General features: G+C 37.1%; 17 protein-coding genes. 16 read left to right on the top strand and 1 reads right to left on the bottom strand.

What is annotated here, in order from left to right:
• Positions 1 to 16 precede the first annotated feature (16 nt).
• The 10 genes from ACTWP4_RS08670 to ACTWP4_RS08625 all read left to right on the top strand — a co-directional run bounded on the left by ACTWP4_RS08670 (position 17) and on the right by ACTWP4_RS08625 (position 7,534).
• Positions 17 to 541: a type 1 glutamine amidotransferase domain-containing protein gene (locus tag ACTWP4_RS08670; protein WP_443128366.1), complete on the top strand. Its 525-nt coding sequence runs from the start codon at positions 17 to 19 to the stop codon at positions 539 to 541.
• A gap of 360 nt (positions 542 to 901) precedes the next feature.
• A complete protein-coding gene (locus ACTWP4_RS08665; protein ID WP_443128365.1) occupies positions 902 to 1,378 on the top strand; it encodes a DUF456 domain-containing protein in 477 nt (158 codons plus the stop codon).
• A gap of 27 nt (positions 1,379 to 1,405) precedes the next feature.
• Positions 1,406 to 2,194 (top strand): bifunctional hydroxymethylpyrimidine kinase/phosphomethylpyrimidine kinase, encoded by a 789-nt coding sequence (gene thiD / locus ACTWP4_RS08660; protein WP_443128364.1) that lies wholly within the window; start codon positions 1,406 to 1,408, stop codon positions 2,192 to 2,194.
• Between the two features lie 225 nt (positions 2,195 to 2,419).
• Positions 2,420 to 2,857, top strand: a complete 438-nt coding sequence (locus ACTWP4_RS08655; RefSeq protein WP_443128363.1) for a VOC family protein — start codon at positions 2,420 to 2,422, stop codon at positions 2,855 to 2,857.
• A gap of 47 nt (positions 2,858 to 2,904) precedes the next feature.
• On the top strand, positions 2,905 to 3,213 hold the full coding sequence (locus ACTWP4_RS08650) for a putative quinol monooxygenase (RefSeq protein ID WP_443128362.1): 309 nt from the start codon (positions 2,905 to 2,907) through the stop codon (positions 3,211 to 3,213).
• A gap of 113 nt (positions 3,214 to 3,326) precedes the next feature.
• Complete coding sequence (locus ACTWP4_RS08645; RefSeq protein WP_443128361.1) at positions 3,327 to 4,139, top strand: GNAT family N-acetyltransferase; 813 nt, start codon at positions 3,327 to 3,329, stop codon at positions 4,137 to 4,139.
• 119 nt (positions 4,140 to 4,258) lie between these two features.
• A complete protein-coding gene (locus ACTWP4_RS08640) occupies positions 4,259 to 4,912 on the top strand; it encodes a cysteine hydrolase family protein (RefSeq protein WP_443128360.1) in 654 nt (217 codons plus the stop codon).
• Positions 4,913 to 5,223: 311 nt separating this feature from the next.
• Positions 5,224 to 6,141: an ABC transporter ATP-binding protein gene (locus tag ACTWP4_RS08635; protein ID WP_443128359.1), complete on the top strand. Its 918-nt coding sequence runs from the start codon at positions 5,224 to 5,226 to the stop codon at positions 6,139 to 6,141.
• Entirely contained in the window at positions 6,134 to 7,081 is a 948-nt protein-coding gene (locus ACTWP4_RS08630; RefSeq protein WP_443128358.1) for an ABC transporter permease, read from the top strand. The genes ACTWP4_RS08635 and ACTWP4_RS08630 overlap by 8 nt, the downstream gene beginning before the upstream one ends.
• A 21-nt stretch (positions 7,082 to 7,102) precedes the next feature.
• Entirely contained in the window at positions 7,103 to 7,534 is a 432-nt protein-coding gene (locus ACTWP4_RS08625) for a DUF4064 domain-containing protein (protein ID WP_443128357.1), read from the top strand.
• Positions 7,535 to 7,828: 294 nt separating this feature from the next.
• On the opposite strand, the gene ACTWP4_RS08620 is transcribed toward ACTWP4_RS08625, so the two are convergent.
• Positions 7,829 to 8,755 carry a DUF4349 domain-containing protein gene (locus tag ACTWP4_RS08620; RefSeq protein ID WP_443128356.1) on the bottom strand — a complete coding sequence of 309 codons (927 nt, stop codon included), beginning with the start codon at positions 8,753 to 8,755 and terminating at the stop codon, positions 7,829 to 7,831.
• Positions 8,756 to 9,036: 281 nt separating this feature from the next.
• On the opposite strand from ACTWP4_RS08620, the gene ACTWP4_RS08615 reads away from it, so the two are divergent.
• The 6 genes from ACTWP4_RS08615 to murB all read left to right on the top strand — a co-directional run bounded on the left by ACTWP4_RS08615 (position 9,037) and on the right by murB (position 18,291).
• Positions 9,037 to 10,296 (top strand): argininosuccinate synthase, encoded by a 1,260-nt coding sequence (locus ACTWP4_RS08615; RefSeq protein ID WP_443128355.1) that lies wholly within the window; start codon positions 9,037 to 9,039, stop codon positions 10,294 to 10,296.
• Complete coding sequence (gene argH, locus ACTWP4_RS08610; protein ID WP_443128354.1) at positions 10,293 to 11,717, top strand: argininosuccinate lyase; 1,425 nt, start codon at positions 10,293 to 10,295, stop codon at positions 11,715 to 11,717. The genes ACTWP4_RS08615 and argH overlap by 4 nt, the downstream gene beginning before the upstream one ends.
• A 300-nt stretch (positions 11,718 to 12,017) precedes the next feature.
• Positions 12,018 to 13,112 (top strand): carbamoyl phosphate synthase small subunit, encoded by a 1,095-nt coding sequence (locus ACTWP4_RS08605; RefSeq protein ID WP_443128353.1) that lies wholly within the window; start codon positions 12,018 to 12,020, stop codon positions 13,110 to 13,112.
• A complete protein-coding gene (gene carB / locus ACTWP4_RS08600) occupies positions 13,105 to 16,341 on the top strand; it encodes a carbamoyl-phosphate synthase (glutamine-hydrolyzing) large subunit (protein WP_443128352.1) in 3,237 nt (1,078 codons plus the stop codon). The genes ACTWP4_RS08605 and carB overlap by 8 nt, the downstream gene beginning before the upstream one ends.
• A 2-nt stretch (positions 16,342 to 16,343) precedes the next feature.
• A complete protein-coding gene (argF, locus tag ACTWP4_RS08595; RefSeq protein ID WP_443128608.1) occupies positions 16,344 to 17,273 on the top strand; it encodes an ornithine carbamoyltransferase in 930 nt (309 codons plus the stop codon).
• A gap of 115 nt (positions 17,274 to 17,388) precedes the next feature.
• Positions 17,389 to 18,291 carry a UDP-N-acetylmuramate dehydrogenase gene (gene murB / locus ACTWP4_RS08590; protein WP_443128351.1) on the top strand — a complete coding sequence of 301 codons (903 nt, stop codon included), beginning with the start codon at positions 17,389 to 17,391 and terminating at the stop codon, positions 18,289 to 18,291.
• The last annotated feature ends 268 nt before the right edge of the window (positions 18,292 to 18,559 follow it).

Below are 18,559 nucleotides of genomic sequence, written 5' to 3'. Positions count from 1 at the left end.
TGAAGGAGGTAATATTGTGCGTCTTGAAAATAAAAAAGTAATTGCTTTAGTAGACGAAGATTTTGAAGATTTGGAACTATGGTACCCTATTTTACGTTTGCGTGAAGAAGGTGCAACGGTTGATTTGGTAGGAAAAGAGGCTAATCAAAAATATATTGGAAAATATGGTGTTCCAGCAAATTCTGATTATGCTTTTTCCGATATAAATGCAGAAGATTATGATGGTATCCTAGTGCCGGGTGGATGGGCTCCTGATAAACTAAGAAGGTTCCCGGAAGTGCTAGAAATGGTACGTTATATGGATCAAGCGAAAAAGCCGATCGGCCAAATTTGTCATGCGGGATGGGTACTGGTTTCTGCTGGTATATTGCGTGGCAAAAAAGTAACTAGCACGCCAGGTATTAAAGATGACATGACGAATGCAGGTGGCTTGTGGAGTGATGAACCGGTCGTAACAGATGGACATATTATTTCCAGTCGTCGCCCACCGGATTTACCACCATATGTGAAAGCATATGCTGACTTCCTTGCCAATCAGTAAACAAACTTGATCTTACAGGGTTTTCCTTGTAAGATCTTTTTATAACTATGAGAATACATCAGTGCGAAGTAACTTTGGTGATTTTGTCTGGCTTTATATGAGTGATAACCACCAAATCTCTTGTGAGTGAGCAAAGATTTGTTGAATAAACCAAGATAATCGACAAATCTTCCGTGAGAGAACAAAGATTTGTCGTAAAAATCGAACTATACATTAATATGTTCATCCATTTTTAATAATGAGTGAGATATAACGGAAATAGGGTGTGGTTGAACTGTAGACAAAAGTATATGGTAAACAAACTACTCGCATAGCGGTAAGTAGGATTTTTCAAAATTGTAGGATAGGGGATTATAAGACATGGAAATGGTATGGTGGGCATTGATTATTGTCTGTTTTGTATTGGCGTTTGTGGGGATTATTTTCCCGATTATTCCGTCGGTATTGGTGATTTGGATTGGCTTTTTTATTTACCAATTTGCACTATCGGCTGAGAATATTGGCTGGATTTTCTGGATAGCAATGGTTGTTTTAACATTGCTGTTGATCTTTTCCGATATTATTGCCAACAGCTATTTTGTAAAGAAATTTGGCGGTAGTAAAACAGGTGAGCGGATGGCAGCTATCGGGGTGATTGTTGGTTCATTTATTATCCCGCCATTCGGTATCATTATTGTTCCGTTTGTTTTAGTCGTCGTCACGGAAATGATTCAGAAAAAAACATCACAAGAAGCACTCAAGGCAGCGTTAGGGTCCTTGATTGGATTTCTAAGTGGAACTTTCGCAAAAATTATTATTCAGTTGATCATGATTATCTGGTTTTTTATCGTTATTTAATGGAAATCAGACATCGAGGTGTTACAAATGAAGCGAGTATTAACAATAGCTGGAGCTGCTGCACAAGGAAGTGCCGGTATCCAAGCGGATTTAAAGACATTTCAGGAACGGGATGTATATGGAATGTCAGTGATTACAGCAACAGTAGCCAATAACTCAAAAACAGATCAAGGGATTTTTATCCGGGAAATAGAAGAGATTGAAGCACAGTTTTATGCCGCAACAGAGATGGTTGGTGTGGATGCTGTTAAAACGGGTATGCTCTTTTCTGCTGAAATTATTGAACAAGTAAGTCGATTGCTAGAAGATATCCCCGTACCATATAAAGTAATAGATCCAGTTATGATTGGGAAAATGGGGTCACAACTGCTAGCAGATGATGCGATTGAAGTATTAAAGGAACAATTAATTCCGCAAGCAACAGTTATTACACCGAATCGGTTAGAAGCAGAAAAGCTGTTAGGTCGAAAAATCCCGTCTGAACTGGAAGGTCTAAAGCAAGCGACGAAGGAGTTGTATGACTTCAAACCTCAATCAGTTTTATTAAAGGCTGGAAAGGTAGAAGATCAGGCAGTTGATATTTATTTTGACGGACAGTCGTTTGAAATCTTTCGAATGCCTTTGATTGACACAATACATACCAGTGGAGCTGGTTGTACATTTGCTGCATGTTTAACTGCCGAATTAGCAAAAAATGTACCAATGACAAGAGCTGTTGAGGTGAGTAAACAGGTTGTACACGATGCTATTGAACATGCATTGTCGTTTGGAAAAGGTATAGGCTCAGTTAGACATGGTGCGTCCAGACAAAAGTAAAGGTCATCTTTATTCGACTTCATATAAAGGATGGTGTACCAATACTTTGTTGGGCGGCGTTCGATTTATTGTGACCGTAGGCGGTGAAAACGTCTACGGTTTTTTTATTACAAAATTACTCTCCATCTATTATTATCCCCGAATGATATAAAATTTCAAAAAGAAGAGGAAATCGTGATCTGGTTATCGAAATGAATACCCATCAAATAAAAAAGGATGAGAAAAGTGGATTTAAAACCAAAAGTAAGTGGAACGTTCGGAAAAACAATTCAAGTACGCCTAGTTTCAGACTTAAAAAGAGCTCTGGAATACTACCGTGATGTTCTCGGATGTAAAATAGATGATTGGGGGCATGCAGAACGTGATGAAATGATTTTTATTCTTCAACAAGCTAACTCACCGGAGGATGTGCGACCAAACCTTCGAGCGAAGAAACGTTACGATTATCCGACGGAATGGGAAGGGCCTGATTTTGGCTGGGACACGTTTGTTCATGTTAGTTGGGATAGCCTTGATGCCTTAGTTGAGGAAATTCGAGGAAATGGTGGTTATATAGCTGTTGAACCGTATACTGGTAAACACGGTATGTGGGAGTTTAAAAACGCATGTATAAAAGACATTGATGGATATAACATCGTATTAGGCGCAATGCGTGAATGTTAAAAAATATTAGTGGCTGTGATTGCCATAATATACGAGGAGGATTTAAAATGAGCAAATTTGGATTGTTTGGGAAATTTACAGTGAAAGAAGGACAACGAGACACATTGGTAGATTTTTTAATGGAAGCATCGGATTCAATGGAAAGTTTGGATGATTGTGAGGTATATCTTGTAAGTATTACAGATGATGAACCGAATTCTGTATATGTGTATGAGGTGTGGAGTGATGAAAATACCCATCAAGCATCTTTGAGTCTTGAAGAGACACAAACATTAATAAAACGCGCAAAGCCAATCATTACAGGGGTGGAGCGAATAAGTACTTTAAAGACATTGGGCGGAAAGGGTGTATCCTAATACTCCCAGGTTTCATAGCTAACGGGCAATTTAACGAAAATTAGAGAGGAACGATAAATGGCATTGCCGAATTATTTGTAGAACAAACTTATATAGATTAGGGAAGTGAAAGAATGACCATTGTTGTAAATAAAGAATTGGCAATGCGATTAGAGAATTCAGAAATTGATACTTTATTTTCAAGGCTGACTGCAATAAAAGAGATCAGCAGAAATCCTATGGGAGTAGAAATACAAAGGTTTGGAAATGCTACTGCTTTTTCGGTAAAGAACATTCCAGGTCCTTCATTTAATACTGTAAAAGGATTAACAGATCATGATGCACGATATGTAGATAAGATAGTAAATTTTTACAACCAAATGGAGATTCCTGTGAGATTTGAACTAACTCCAGCACACGTTTCATCGGATTTACTTACATATCTGAATAAATTAGGATTCTATCAATTAGATTTTCATACGTCACTTTATAAAACTGTGGAGTTAAAGACAATGGAAGAAATAATTGAACCTGAGATTTCTATTCGTGAGTTAAAAAATGATGAATTTGATACTTTTGCTGAAATCTACACTAAAGGATTCCAAATGCCAGCATTTTTGAAAAGAGGAGTAGCTCAAAATAACAAAATATTGTATAACAACAAGAACTGGACTTTTTATCTTGCCAGTATAGATAACAGTCCTGCTGGAATTGGAGTTCTATTCACAAAAGACCGTATAGCTACTCTAGCTGCTGCAACAACTATCCCTTCTCTAAGAAGAAATGGAATTCATAGTGTACTTATTAAAAAGAGAATGTATCAAGCTTCCCTAGAAGAGTGCGATTTAATTGTAGGACAAGCGAAATTTGGCTCCATTAGTCAAAATAATATGGAAAGGATGGGTATGAGAATAGCGTATACAAAATCAATATGGGTTAAGAATTAGTTTCTCAATTTAAACAAATAGATCGTGTTTAGAAGAGTGTATTCTTATTAGATGAATGTCAGTGTATCTTAGAGGGTTTTATTTATTGAATTAGAAAGAAAACTCTGAAAGGAATTAAAATGAACTATACAAATCCAAATTGGAGAAATTCTGTCTTAGTAACTATTGATACGCAAAATGACTTTACTTTACCTAAAGCACCAGCAAAAATCGAAGGAACGCTAGATGTTGTCCCTAAAATGAAGAGATTATTAAACATCTATCGACAGAATAATTTACCTATCTTTCACGTTATTCGCTTATATAAAGAGGATGGCTCTAACGTTGATATTTGTCGTAGAGAAGCGATTGAAAATGGTTTGCGTGTTGCCACACCAAATACGGATGGAGCTGAGTTAGTTGTTGAAATAACCCCTAATGATGAATCAAAAATAAATTCAGATCTATTGTTTAAAGGAAAATTTCAACTTATCGGAAAGAATGAATGGGTCATGTATAAACCTCGTTGGGGAGCTTTTTATAATACCAATTTAGAACAATTCTTACGCAATAAAAAAGCTGATACTATTGTATTTTGTGGATGTAATTTTCCTAATTGTCCTAGAACTTCCATTTATCAAGCAAGCGAAAGAGATTTTCGAATAGTGATGGTAGAAGATGCAATGTCCCAGGTTTATGCAAAAGGTATAGAGGAAATGAAAAACATAGGCGTAAATGTATTGGAAACGAATGAAATAATAGATATATTACAGGAACAAGAAGAACTATTATAATTGTTTCTTGAAAGAAGAACTGAATCCACTTAACAAATAGCTTGTAATGCGCGTAATATCTACCCAAAACAAAAAAGAGCAGCTGCCTAAATGCAACTGCCAAGTAAAAAAGATCGAACAAATAAGATAAATAACAACTTACAAAAAGAAGTAGTTTATGCGAACTGCTTCTTTTTTTCTCTAATGTTAACTTTTATAACATTAGTTGTTATATATAGTATCATAATTGAAAGTTATAAAAAAATCAAGTGAAAATGAAACGAAATACTATGTTGTAACGTATAGAATATGGAATGAAGAGGAGGTGCGATATGACTACATCAATGGAATTACAAGATGTACATAAATCAATAGGAAATAAACATATTATTAAAGGGTTGAATTTTACGATTAAAAAGGGCGAAGTGTTTGGTTTTTTAGGACCTAATGGAGCAGGAAAAACAACTACTATTCGCATGATGGTAGGTTTAATGAAGATTACGTCAGGTGATATCAAAATAAATGGATTAAGTATTAAAAATAACTTTAAAGAAGCGATCCGCCATGTAGGAGCAATCGTTGAAAATCCGGAAATGTATCCGTTTCTGACTGGCTGGAAAAACCTTAAACACTACGCTCGTATGATACCAGAAATTACAGATGAAAGAATACATGAAGTAATTAGATTAGTAGGTTTAGAAAAGGCTATAAATGAAAAGGTTGGTAAGTATTCATTAGGAATGAGGCAGAGAATGGGTATTGCCCAAGCATTACTACATAAGCCTTCTATTTTAATATTAGATGAACCAACTAATGGCTTGGATCCGGCAGGTATACGTGAAATAAGAAGCCACATAAGAAATTTGGCAGAAAAAGAGCAGGTATCAGTTATCGTATCTAGTCACTTATTATCTGAGATAGAATTAATGTGTGATCGAATTGGTATTATTAAGAACGGTGAGTTAATTACAGTAGAAGAAGTGGAAGATACAAATACAGAGAATGACGATGTTACTGTCAAGCTAGACGTGGATGATATCGAAAAGGCGAAGACTATTCTCCAAAATCAATTTGAACTTGCATCCAAAATAGTTCAAGATCGTGTGGTGGCAAGTCTTCCAAAAAGTTCAGTACCTCAATTGGTGAAAAAGTTAGTGGAGGAAGATATAGCAATTTATGAGGTAGGAGTAGAACGTAGTAAATTGGAAGATAAATTCTTTGAGTTGATTGGAGAGAATACCATTGCTTAACTTTATATCGTTATTAAAAAATGAACAAATGAAGCTTTATTCGCGTTTCGGTACTTGGTCCATGTTTATCATTTTGGCTGGCATTCTACTTGTTGGAGCTCTCATTGTATTTATCTTTGGAGATCAAAACGAAGAATCTTATAACGAGAATTGGAAAGAGCAGCTAACTCAAGAAAACGAGGAGTTACTTAAGGTACAAGAGGGACAGGAATATGTAAGATTTGATTCTGAAATAGCAATTAATGAATACCATATAGAGAATGATATCAAGCCTCATCCTTATGATGCATGGCAATTCACCCTTGAAAACGCCGGTCTATCAATGATCATAAGTTTGTTTACAATTATTGTGGCTGCTGGCATTATTTCTAATGAATACCGCTGGGGCACAATTAAATTATTATTAATTCGCCCGATATCCAGAACCAAAATTTTATTTTCAAAATTTTTATCGGTGCTCATCTTTTCTGTATCTATGCTTATGTTTCTATTTATTATAAGTTTAATCTTTGGCGCTATTTTCTTCGGTATCAATGGTTGGAACCCTGATTTGGTTCAAATGGGTGCAGATGGAATAGAAGAAGTCTCTATTTTTAAAGAAATATTAACACAATATGGCTTAAATATGGTAAATTTAGTTATGATGGCGACATTTGCATTTATGATTTCGACATTGTTTAGAAATAGTGCGATGGCGATAGGGTTAGCGATATTTTTAATGTTTACAGGAAATACCATTATTAACTTTGTTTCAGAGTACGATTGGGCAAAATATATTTTATTTGCTAATACAAATTTGGGTCAATATATTGGAAATGGAAGTCCGATTATTGATAGTATGACACTAGGATTTTCCGTTACAATGCTAGTCATTTACTTTGTATTGTTTTTACTAGGCTCATGGCTGTCATTTACAAAGCGTGATATTGCAGGAAATTAATAGATAAGGGGAGTAGAGGAAATGAAAAGAACAGTTGAGGTAGTTTTATCGATTATTGGAGCTTTTGTGTATTCACTGGGAGCTTTATTTGGTGGATTATTCCGTATGTTAGATGGAGATAATGAAATGATGCAAGATATCCTTCAACAAGATCCGTCACTTTCCGAAAGTGATATGGCAGATGCGCAGATGTTTTTAGATGGGATCGGTTCGATTGGAACAGTGTTGATCGTAGGTTCAATTATTGCTATTGTTGCTGGTATTGTTGCGATGATCTTCTTTAAAGGAAACAGTAAACCAAAAGCTGCTAGTATCATATTACTTGTAGTTGGTGGAGTAACAACACTGATAACTTTTGGTGCCGCGATATTTGCTGGAATCTTTTATATTATTGCCGGTATTATGGGACTTGTCCGTAAACCGAAACAAGAAATTAATATGGAGCAATATTAAAAATACTGTCTGATAAAATAGACTAAAAGCTTAAATCCGTTTCAGTAACAATTGAAACGGATTTAAGCTTTTTTTAATTCAAAAATCTTTAGAATTCGCACAAAATATAGACTACGAAGTTAAAATTACTTTCCTCCATTCTGAATGTTGGTGAGTGCTGCCATTCGCTCCGGCAGTTTGTTTCCGCTTTTACCCAAAGAGCATAAGTTAACCACTGCTTAAGCAAGCTTTCACAGTTTATCTTATATACCGTGGACTCGGCTTCCGCTAATTTTGTTAGGAAAAGAGTTAGTGCTATTCTTTCTGTTTTTTGACATTCTTTTTTATAACCCAAAATATAATGAGGCCGATAATCAAGAATAAAATAAGGATGGGAGCATTGCCGACAAGAAATACAAATAGCCCAGATGCGATCGACAGAAGTACCTGTATACTTTGCAGGAATTGATCTTTTGTTTTATCCCAGGTGTTTAATGATTCGTCCTGAACAGAAGGCATATCCACTCTGCGTTCTGTCAGTTCAATATCGATCGTTGCATAGTCAGACTGATTTTCTAAATAATTAATTTTTCCTGTCAATTGTTCAATCTCTTCCTGTACAGCTGCTAAATCATTGGAGATCTTCAATAAATCTTCTGTTTTCTTTGCTTCTTTCATAAAAGCAGTCAATCGTTCTTCGACCACTTGCTTCGATTTTAATCTAGATGTTAAGTCAACATATTGTTCGGTGACATCTTCCCCGCTAACTGATTTCTCTAAGATTTTTAAATCTCCATTTTCAACTAACGCAATAAAGTCACGAAACTTCTCAGAGGGTATCCGTATTGTCATTCTGCCGAATCGCTCCGCTTCTTCACCATGGTTTGCGTAGTTAGAATGGACAATATAACCACTATAATTGACTGTTTCTGTTTCGAGAAAGTCAACCGTTTCATCAAAAGTTTCTGTTTCTAAGTGTATATGCGCATTATAGATTATTTTTCTGTTCTCAACATTTGCCAAGCTTTCTTTATTATCTTCCTTTGCTACTTCTCTCTCTGCTTGGTCCATTTCATCACTATTTTCTAACTGGCTATCATTAGTACTCATGCCTGGTTCACTAACGGACTCTTCACTGCTGGCTGTATCTTTATTTGCAGATTCGAGGCTTTTATCATCTGAGTTGTTGGAACATGCAGACAGGAAAACAATCAACATTAACAGACATACTAATTTTTTCAAATTGACCACTCCTTTTGTTGGATTAGACGTGGCAGAAGCAAAGAGGTTACAATGAATCATTTAATTTATATTTATTCATGAATTTGTATATTTTAACCTAGTATCCTGAGATCAACGAAAAAGAAGACTAAAAACTATCTATGCTTTTTGTTTATCGAATAAAAAAATAAAAAATTTTAGGATAATGGTTGAATTAATATACTAAATAGTGCATAATAATACATAATTAATCAAACGAAAACATCTAGAAATAGATAATATACTTAAGGAGAGATTATTTCATGGGTAAAGAAAAAATTGTTCTAGCTTATTCTGGGGGACTTGATACCTCTGTTGCAATTAAATGGTTACAAGATAAATACAATTATGACGTTATTGCTGTAGGTTTGGATGTCGGTGAAGGAAAAGATTTAGAGTTTGTTAAAAAGAAAGCTATTGATGTAGGTGCGATAAAATCCTACTCTGTTGACGCTAAACAGCTTTTTGCGGAAGATTTTGTGTTACCTGCATTACAGGCGAACGTTATGTATGAAGATAAATATCCGTTAGTGTCAGCATTATCTCGTCCGTTAATTGCAAAAGTGCTTGTAGATATAGCGGAAAAAGAAGGAGCAGTAGCAGTGGCCCACGGTTGTACTGGTAAAGGTAATGACCAAGTGCGCTTTGATGTTGCTTTTACTGCTTTAAATCCAAATCTTGAAATTGTTGCTCCTGTTCGTGAGTGGAGAATGACAAGAGATGAAGAGATTAAATATGCGCAAGAAAATGGTATTCCGATTCCAATTGATTTAGACAGTCCATACAGTGTTGATCAAAACCTTTGGGGACGTGCAAATGAATGTGGTGTGTTAGAGGACCCATGGGCAGTGGCTCCTGAGGATGCATTCGAATTAACGGTTAATCCAGTAGATGCACCGGATGAGCCAGAAATAATCGAAATTGAATTCAAACAAGGGAAGCCAGTTGCTCTTAATGGTCAAGAATACCCATTACATGAATTGATTCTAGAACTGAATGATATTGCTGGTAAGCATGGTGTCGGAAGAATTGACCACGTAGAAAACCGTCTTGTAGGTATTAAATCACGTGAGATTTATGAAGCACCAGCAGCAATTACACTTATCAAGGCACATCATGAAATTGAATCCATTACACTTCCGAGAGAAGTTACCAAATTTAAGCCAGTTGTAGAACAACAATTAGAACAAGCGATTTATGATGGGCTTTGGTTTACACAATTAACAGATGCACTTAAAGCTTTTATTACGGAAACACAAAAATATGTAAATGGAGTTGCAAAAGTTCAACTGTATAAAGGTCAAGCATTTGTTGTAGGACGTAAATCAGAGAATTCATTATATGACCTTGACCTTGCAACATACAGTAAAGGTGATCAATTCGATCATGACGCAGCACTTGGCTTTATTAAGTTATGGGGATTACCGACAAAAGTACATTCTACAGTAAACGATGTCCATGCGGATAAAGCGAAAATAATGGAAAAAACAAAAATTGATATAAAGGAATCAGTGAAACAATGAAACTATGGGGCGGACGATTTACAAAACCAACAAATGAATTAGTCGATGAATATACAGCATCGATCAGCTTTGATAAAAAATTAGCACAGTATGATATTCAAGGCAGTCTGGCACATGTGGAAATGCTTGCGAAATGTGAGATTATCCCGGCTGCAGACGCTGAAGCTATTAAAAAAGGCTTACAGATTGTAGCTGAAAAAATAGAAGCTGGAAAAGCAGAATTAACAGAAGCAAATGAAGATATTCATATGAATGTTGAAAAATTGCTTATTGATGAAGTCGGTGCTGTTGGTGGTAAATTACACACTGGAAGAAGTAGAAATGACCAAGTAGCGCTGGATATGCGATTGTATTTACGCGATTCGCTTGTGACATTAGTCGAATTACTAACGAATTTACAAGAAGCGCTTGTAAAGCAGGCAAAAGCGAATTTAGATACCATTTTACCGGGATATACGCATTTGCAACGTGCACAGCCAGTGTTGTTCGCCCATCATATGATGGCATATGTATCGATGTTTGAACGTGATGTGGAAAGATTATGTGATAGTTTTAAAAGGGTAAATCGCTCACCGCTTGGTGCAGGAGCATTAGCGGGGACAACTTTCCCGATAGATCGTCACTTTGTTGCAGATAAACTGAACTTCGACGGTGTGGTGGAAAACAGCTTAGATGCCGTTAGTGATCGTGACTTTGTCGTTGAATTTTTATCCAACGCATCCTTAACGATTATGCACTTATCACGTATGAGTGAGGAATTAGTGCAATGGTCCAGCGCTGAATTCAATTTCGTTGAATTAGATGACGCTTTCTGTACGGGTAGCAGTATGATGCCACAGAAGAAAAACCCTGATGTGGCTGAATTAGTAAGAGGAAAAACAGGTCGTGTTTACGGGAATTTAATGGGAATGCTTACAACCTTGAAGGGGTTGCCAATTGCATATAATAAAGATATGCAAGAGGATAAAGAAGGTATGTTTGACACGATGGAAACATTAAAAGGCGCACTTGCCCTTTTTGCCCCAATGATAGAGACGATGGAAGTGAAAAAAGACAATATGTATGCAGCTGTGGCAGAAGATTTCTCTAATGCCACGGATTTGGCGGATTACTTAGTGAATAAAGATTTACCATTCCGTGAAGCACATGCTGTTGTTGGGCAAGTTGTATTGCATTGTATACAAGAAAATAAATATTTACTCGATTTGAGCTTAGCGGATTTTCAGAGCTTTTCTGAATTGATAGATGAAGATATATACGATGTATTATCTCCAAAAGCGGTTGTGAATGCTCGTGATGTTGTCGGAGGGACAGCAAAAAATCGTGTCGAAGACCAAATCGCACAGGCAGACAAACGCTTAGTGGAAAGTAAGGCATGGATCGAAACCCATGAAGAAAAAGTAAATGTTCTTAAAAAATAACATAAAAACGCAGCTGAACAAATTCAGTTGCGTTTTTGTTATAGGACGAGGCTCTTCCTAGGAAAAGATTTATATCCTCAGAAGAGAGCCGTTATTAAAGGAACAAAACTATATATCCTATGAACAGAATCAGAGGAAACGGATGTAATCCACACTTAGAAAAGTGAATAATCAGCCATTCTCAAAAATTTCAAAAAATTAATGCATAAATATAAATTTTATAGTATAATTATAAACAATTAAACATGAGAAAATAATTTGAATGGAGATAATATTGCTAGATATTGGAGGAGGAGCACAATGTCAGAAACAACAGGTTATCTTGTTTTAAATACGGGAGATGTTTTAGAAGGTAAGTGGCTAGGGAAAGTTAAGCAATCAGAAGGGGAACTCGTATTTAATACAGCGATGACGGGCTATCAGGAAGTGATGACGGACCCATCATATGCAGGGCAAATTGTTACCATGACCTATCCATTAATTGGAAACTACGGCTGGAATGAGATTGATTATGAAAGTATTAAACCATCACTTAAAGGTTTTATTGTATCAACACCTAGTCACAATCCGGAACACTATGAATCTAAAAATACACTAATGGATATGTTAGATGAGCACGAGATTCCAGCATTATCTCATATTGATACAAGAGCACTGACACGTATTATTCGTGAACATGGAGAGGTATATGGAAAAATTACACAGGACCCAAATGAAAAGCCAGTAAATACTTCCGTTAATACCAACATTGTCTCAACGGTATCTGTCGAAGAAAAAACACGTTACAGAACAGAAACTCCGGCAAATCATCCTGCACCACATGTAGTTGTAATGGATTTTGGCTATAAGCATTCTATCGCCAAATCATTATTAGAATTAGGTTGTGATGTGACGGTTGTTCCATATAATACTACGTTTATCGAAATTCAATCATTGGATCCAGACGGTGTTTTATTATCTAATGGTCCTGGTGACCCAAAAGCATTGGCAGATCTATCGGAAAACATTAAACAAATCTCCGAAAACTTCCCGACGATGGGTATTTGTCTAGGGCATCAGCTAATCGCACTCGCACATGGTGCAACAACCAAACGTTTACCATATGGCCACAGAGGTAGTAATCATCCGGTCAAAGACTTACAGACTGGTAAAGTAATGATTACATCGCAAAATCATGGTTATGTAGTCGACTATGACTCGGTTAATATGAAAAATTGGTACGTTTCGCACGTTAATGTTAATGATAAATCAGTGGAAGGTTTAAAGCATAAAACCAAACCTTTAATGACGGTACAATTTCATCCTGAGGCACACCCTGGTCCAATCGATACACACCATTTATTCGTAGATTTTATCCAGCAGTTTATTACTAAGGGAGAGAAACAGCATGCCTAAGAAAGACAACATAAAGAAAGTACTTGTTATCGGCTCCGGTCCAATCGTGATTGGGCAGGCAGCCGAATTTGACTACGCCGGAACACAAGCGTGTCTTGCATTAAAAGAAGACGGTGTAGAAGTTATTCTAGTAAATAATAATCCTGCTACAATTATGACAGACGAAAATATAGCAGATAAAGTATATTTGGAACCATTGACTTGTGATTCGATTACGAAAATCATTGAAAAAGAGCGACCTGATGGGGTTTTGCCGACTTTAGGTGGTCAAACAGGATTAAATATGGCGGTTTTACTAGATGAAGCTGGTGTGTTAGAAAAATACGATGTCACGTTATTAGGAACACCACTAGAAACGATTCAAAAAGGGGAAGACCGTGAAATCTTTAAATCGATGATGAAAGAGATTGGAGAACCAGTTGCAGAGAGTCTTTCCACTTCTTCTGTTGACGAAGCAGTCCATTTTGCAGGTGAAGTCGGTTATCCGATGATCGTACGACCTGCTTATACACTAGGTGGCGCTGGTGGTGGGATCGCAAATGATGAAGCAGAATTGCGTAAAATTGTAAAAAACGGTCTGCACTACAGTCCAATCAGTCAGGTTTTAATTGAACAAAGTGTAAAAGGATGGAAAGAAATCGAATATGAGGTGATGCGCGATTCAAATGATACATGCATCATCGTATGCAACATGGAAAACTTCGATCCGGTCGGTGTCCATACGGGAGATAGTATTGTTGTCGCACCATCTCAAACGTTAACGGATCGTCAATATCAGATGCTTCGTACTTCCTCTGTAAGGGTAATTCGTGAGTTAGGTGTGATTGGTGGATGTAATATTCAATTTGCGCTTAATCCAGAAAATGATGACTATATCATTATTGAAGTAAACCCTAGGGTTAGCCGTTCCAGTGCGTTGGCCTCTAAAGCAACAGGGTATCCAATTGCACGAATTGCAGCAAAAGTAGCGCTTGGCTATCACTTAGATGAAGTGATTAATCCAATTACCGGAGATACGTATGCAAGCTTCGAGCCGGCAATTGATTACATTGCAGCAAAAATTCCGCGCTGGCCGTTCGATAAATTTACTGGGGCCGACCGTTTGTTAGGTACGCAAATGAAAGCAACGGGTGAAGTGATGGCACTAGCACGTAACTTCCCGATGGCAATTAACAAGGCAATCCGTTCACTGGAGATTGGTCTAGATTCATTATATTTACCTGGTGTGGAAAAGTTATCTGATCAAGAGATACATACCGCACTTGATCAAGCGACAGATGAGCGGTTGTTTATAGTTGCAGAATGCTTACGAAGAGGAATGACCGTGGAGGAAATCCATGAGATTACAGCGATCAATAATTACTTTTTGTATGAGTTAGAAGCAATGATTACAAAAGAAAAAGAAATTGCGGCAAAAGAATGGCAAGCGATCGAAGCAAAAGACTTAAAAGAAGCAAAAGCCTTTGGTATTTCCGATCTTACTTTAGCTAAGTTATTAAATGTAGATATAGCGGTAATCCAAAAGAAAATAAGAGAGAAAAAACTGGCACCTTCTTATAAAATGGTTGATACATGTGCTGCCGAATTTTCAGCAGAGACACCATACTTTTACAGCTCATGGAATGAATGGGATGAAGTAGAGTCGCTAAACGGAGATAAACGGATGGTTGTGTTAGGCTCTGGTCCAATTCGCATTGGCCAAGGAGTGGAATTCGACTACTGCTCGGTTCATGCAGCCAAGTCTCTACAGGGTCAAGGCATTGATGCGGTTGTCATTAACAATAATCCTGAAACGGTAAGTACCGATTTTAACACGGCAGATCATTTGTATTTTGAACCGTTAACAGTGGAAGATGTGTTACATGTCATTGAGAAAGAAAATGCACAAGGTGTCTTGGTCCAATTTGGGGGTCAAACCGCGATTAATTTAGCTGACGGACTGCAAAAAGCCGGCGTTAAGATTACCGGTACTGCGTTGGAAGCAATTGAAGCGGTAGAAGATCGCGATTTATTTTATCAACTTTTACAACGATTAAATATTCCACATATTCCTGGTGACACGGTAATGGCGGTAGATGATGCCAAAGCTGTTGCAAAACAAATAGGTTATCCGATTTTAATGCGTCCATCCTATGTGATCGGCGGTCAGGGAATGGTGATTTTGCATAATGAAAACCAACTGGTAGACTATTTAGCAGATTTACAGGCAAATGCACATGATAATCGGATTTTTCCGTTGTTAATTGATCGCTATATCGAAGGATATGAAGTGGAAATTGATGCGATATGTGATGGATCAGATGTATTAATTCCTGGCATTTTTGAACATGTTGAAAAAGCTGGTGTACACTCTGGTGACAGTGTTGCTATTTTTCCAGCTCCGAATCTGACCCAAGAGCATAAGCGGTTGATTGAATTATATGCACAGAAAATCTCTAAGGAATTGAATGTTAAAGGGATTATGAATATCCAGTTTGTTCTAAGTGAAGACCGAAAAACCATTTATGTACTGGAAGTGAACCCGCGTGCATCTCGTACCGTGCCAATTGCAAGTAAGGTTACTGGCGTTCCAATGGTCGATCTGGCAACACGTGTACAAATGGGAGTAGCACTGAGCGATCAGGAATGGAAGCTCGGACTCCATGAAGAAGTACCATATTATGCAGTGAAAATGCCGGTATTCTCTACTAATAAGTTGCCAGGAGTGGATCCGATTCTCGGACCTGAAATGAAATCAACAGGCGAAGCAATTGGACTTGGCTCAACGGTAGAACAGGCAATGGCAAAAGCGTTTGGCTGGAAAGAAGATAGTCTTAAAGCATTAAGTGAACAAGATACCATTTTCTTATCATTAACTAAGATTGATGCAAAGCTAAACGAACAATTGAAGTCTGTGAACGCATCGATTGAAGCAGATCCAGAAACAGCAGTATTATTAACGGATCAAGGAATCCAAGTTGACACCATTACAAACCTGCAGGAAGCAGAACAAAAATGCGTAGACGAAAAGTATACATTCATTGCAGATACACATCGCACAGGTGAAAAAGATCAGCATGTTTCACTACGTGAGGCAGCATTACGCTCCGATACATTACATTTTACAGCAAATGACACGTTAAGTGCTTATATGGAAGCAACAATAGCAGAGTTAGAATCACCTTTATCGATTCAGAATTATCGTAGCAATAAACCTAATTTAAACAAAAAGGAGCGTGCGATGCCTTGAATATGAAAGAACAACTAAAAGGGAGAAGTCTCCTAACACTTGCCGATTACTCGAAAGCTGAAATAGCATATATATTAGAATTGGCTATGCAAATTAAACAAAAACAAAAAAATGGTGAGTTATATCAGCCGCTAAAAGGGAAAACATTGGGGATGATTTTTGAGAAATCATCCACCCGTACCCGTGTCTCTTTTGAAACGGGGATTTACCAACTAGGTGGAATGGGGCTATTTTTAAGCTCTAGTGATATTCAATTAGGCAGAGGTGAGCCTATTTCTGATACAGCAAAAGTATTGTCTGGATATTTAGATGGGATGATGATCCGTACTTTTTCCCAACTAGATGTCGAGGAATTAGCAATTAATGCATCGGTTCCGGTAATCAATGGCTTAACTGATGATTATCACCCTTGTCAAGTGTTAGCAGACCTGCAAACCATTAAAGAAGAAAAGGGAAAACTAGAAGGCTTAAAGCTTGCGTATATTGGTGATGGCAACAATATGGCCCATTCACTAATGATTGGTTGTGCTAAAATGGGGTTAGATGTTGCTATTGCAGCTCCGCAAGACTATCAGCCTAAAGATGAGATAGTGGAGCAAGCGCAGTCTTTTGCAGATGGTAGTGAAGTGTTAATAACGGAAGATGCTGTCGAGGCTGTGAAAGATGCAGATGTCATTTATTCAGATGTTTGGGCAAGTATGGGGCAAGAAGAAGAACAAAAAGAACGTGAAAAAGCTTTTGCTCATTATCAAGTGAATAAGGAATTATTCTCACATGCCAAGCAAGATGCCATTTTCATGCATTGCTTACCAGCCCACAGAGAGGAAGAAGTAACAGCAGAAATTATTGATGGACCACAATCGGTGGTTTTCCAGGAAGCGGAAAATAGATTACATGCACAAAAAGCGTTAATGGTTGCGTTAATGGGCTAGATCTCTTTTGGAGAGATCTAGTTTTTTTCATGTTTGCAGTTCATATTTTGTTATTGCTATAATAAAGATTAATTGTGTGGCTTTACACAATAGTAAATTAAAGGATTGGTCTAACATGAGTATCTTAAAAGAATTACAACAAATTATAAATCCAGAACATATTTTGATAGATGAAGCATTAAAAAATCATACGTATACAAAATTAGGTGGAAAAGCAGACTTTTTTGTCACTCCTTCTACCGTTGAAGAAGTCCAAGAAATCATTCGTTATGCGAATAAAACGGATGTCCCTTTTACCTTATTAGGGAATGGTTCCAATGTAATTGTGAGAGATGGCGGCATTCGTGGGATTGTTCTAAGTTTAAAAAAGTTTTTAGGGATTAGAAGAGAAGGAAACAAAGTCATTGCAGAAAGTGGTGCTCGTATAATCGATGCATCTCGCTTTGCATTGAACGAACATTTAACCGGATTAGAGTTTGCTTGTGGTATCCCTGGAACAGTAGGTGGTGCACTGTACATGAACGCAGGTGCCTATGGTGGAGAGGTGAAAGACTGCCTAGAAAGCGCACTTGTCGTCGATTCTTTTGGAGAAGTACATCGCTTGCCTGCTGACTCCTTTGATTTAGAATACCGAACTAGTAATATCGCAGAAAAAGGCTATATTGTATTAGAAGCAAGCTTCAGTCTCGAAGTAAGCGACTATAACGAAATCAAAGCAGTCATGGACGATTTAACCTATAAACGAGAATCGAAGCAGCCATTAGAATACCCATCTTGCGGAAGTGTATTCAAGCGGCCACCAGGATACTTTGCCGGAAAACTGATTCAAGATAGTGAATTACAGGGCAAAGGTATCGGAGGAGCAGAAGTATCCACCAAACACGCCGGCTTTATCGTAAACAAAAACAACGCCACAGCTAGTGACTATATTTCTGTGATTGAGATGGTACAACGAGAAGTAAAAACTAAATTCGGTGTGGAGTTAGAGAGGGAAGTAAGGATATTGGGAGAAGACTGAATTAGTGTTTTAACCATTGATCTTATGGACAAAAAATAAAAAGTTCCATAAGAAATGTCCATAAGAATTAATCTTACAGACAAAACTTTTATAAAATCAACAAAAGTGTCCGTAAGAAGCATTCTTAAAGACAAAAAATACAAAATCTTTTAGGAAGTGTCCATAAGAATCAATCTTACGGACAAAAAAATTAAAAATGCCAAAAAAGTGTCCATAAGAATTAATCTTATGGACACAATAATTAAATTTTCTACAAAGTTGTCTACAA

The sequence above is a fragment of the Gracilibacillus sp. D59 genome (genome assembly GCF_052246695.1).
Classification (GTDB): Bacteria; Bacillota; Bacilli; order Bacillales; family Amphibacillaceae; genus Gracilibacillus.
Note: the sequence above shows the minus strand (reverse complement) of the source record. Positions and strands in the feature narration are given on the sequence as shown.

Coding starts and splice junctions, on each gene's coding strand:
- ACTWP4_RS08625 (WP_443128357.1), top strand. CDS start 7,103: ATGAAAAGAACAGTTGAGGTAGTTTTATCGATTATTGGAGCTTTTGTG.
- ACTWP4_RS08615 (WP_443128355.1), top strand. CDS start 9,037: ATGGGTAAAGAAAAAATTGTTCTAGCTTATTCTGGGGGACTTGATACC.
- argH (WP_443128354.1), top strand. CDS start 10,293: ATGAAACTATGGGGCGGACGATTTACAAAACCAACAAATGAATTAGTC.
- ACTWP4_RS08605 (WP_443128353.1), top strand. CDS start 12,018: ATGTCAGAAACAACAGGTTATCTTGTTTTAAATACGGGAGATGTTTTA.
- carB (WP_443128352.1), top strand. CDS start 13,105: ATGCCTAAGAAAGACAACATAAAGAAAGTACTTGTTATCGGCTCCGGT.
- ACTWP4_RS08650 (WP_443128362.1), top strand. CDS start 2,905: ATGAGCAAATTTGGATTGTTTGGGAAATTTACAGTGAAAGAAGGACAA.
- thiD (WP_443128364.1), top strand. CDS start 1,406: ATGAAGCGAGTATTAACAATAGCTGGAGCTGCTGCACAAGGAAGTGCC.
- ACTWP4_RS08645 (WP_443128361.1), top strand. CDS start 3,327: ATGACCATTGTTGTAAATAAAGAATTGGCAATGCGATTAGAGAATTCA.
- argF (WP_443128608.1), top strand. CDS start 16,344: ATGAAAGAACAACTAAAAGGGAGAAGTCTCCTAACACTTGCCGATTAC.
- ACTWP4_RS08640 (WP_443128360.1), top strand. CDS start 4,259: ATGAACTATACAAATCCAAATTGGAGAAATTCTGTCTTAGTAACTATT.
- ACTWP4_RS08665 (WP_443128365.1), top strand. CDS start 902: ATGGAAATGGTATGGTGGGCATTGATTATTGTCTGTTTTGTATTGGCG.
- murB (WP_443128351.1), top strand. CDS start 17,389: ATGAGTATCTTAAAAGAATTACAACAAATTATAAATCCAGAACATATT.
- ACTWP4_RS08635 (WP_443128359.1), top strand. CDS start 5,224: ATGACTACATCAATGGAATTACAAGATGTACATAAATCAATAGGAAAT.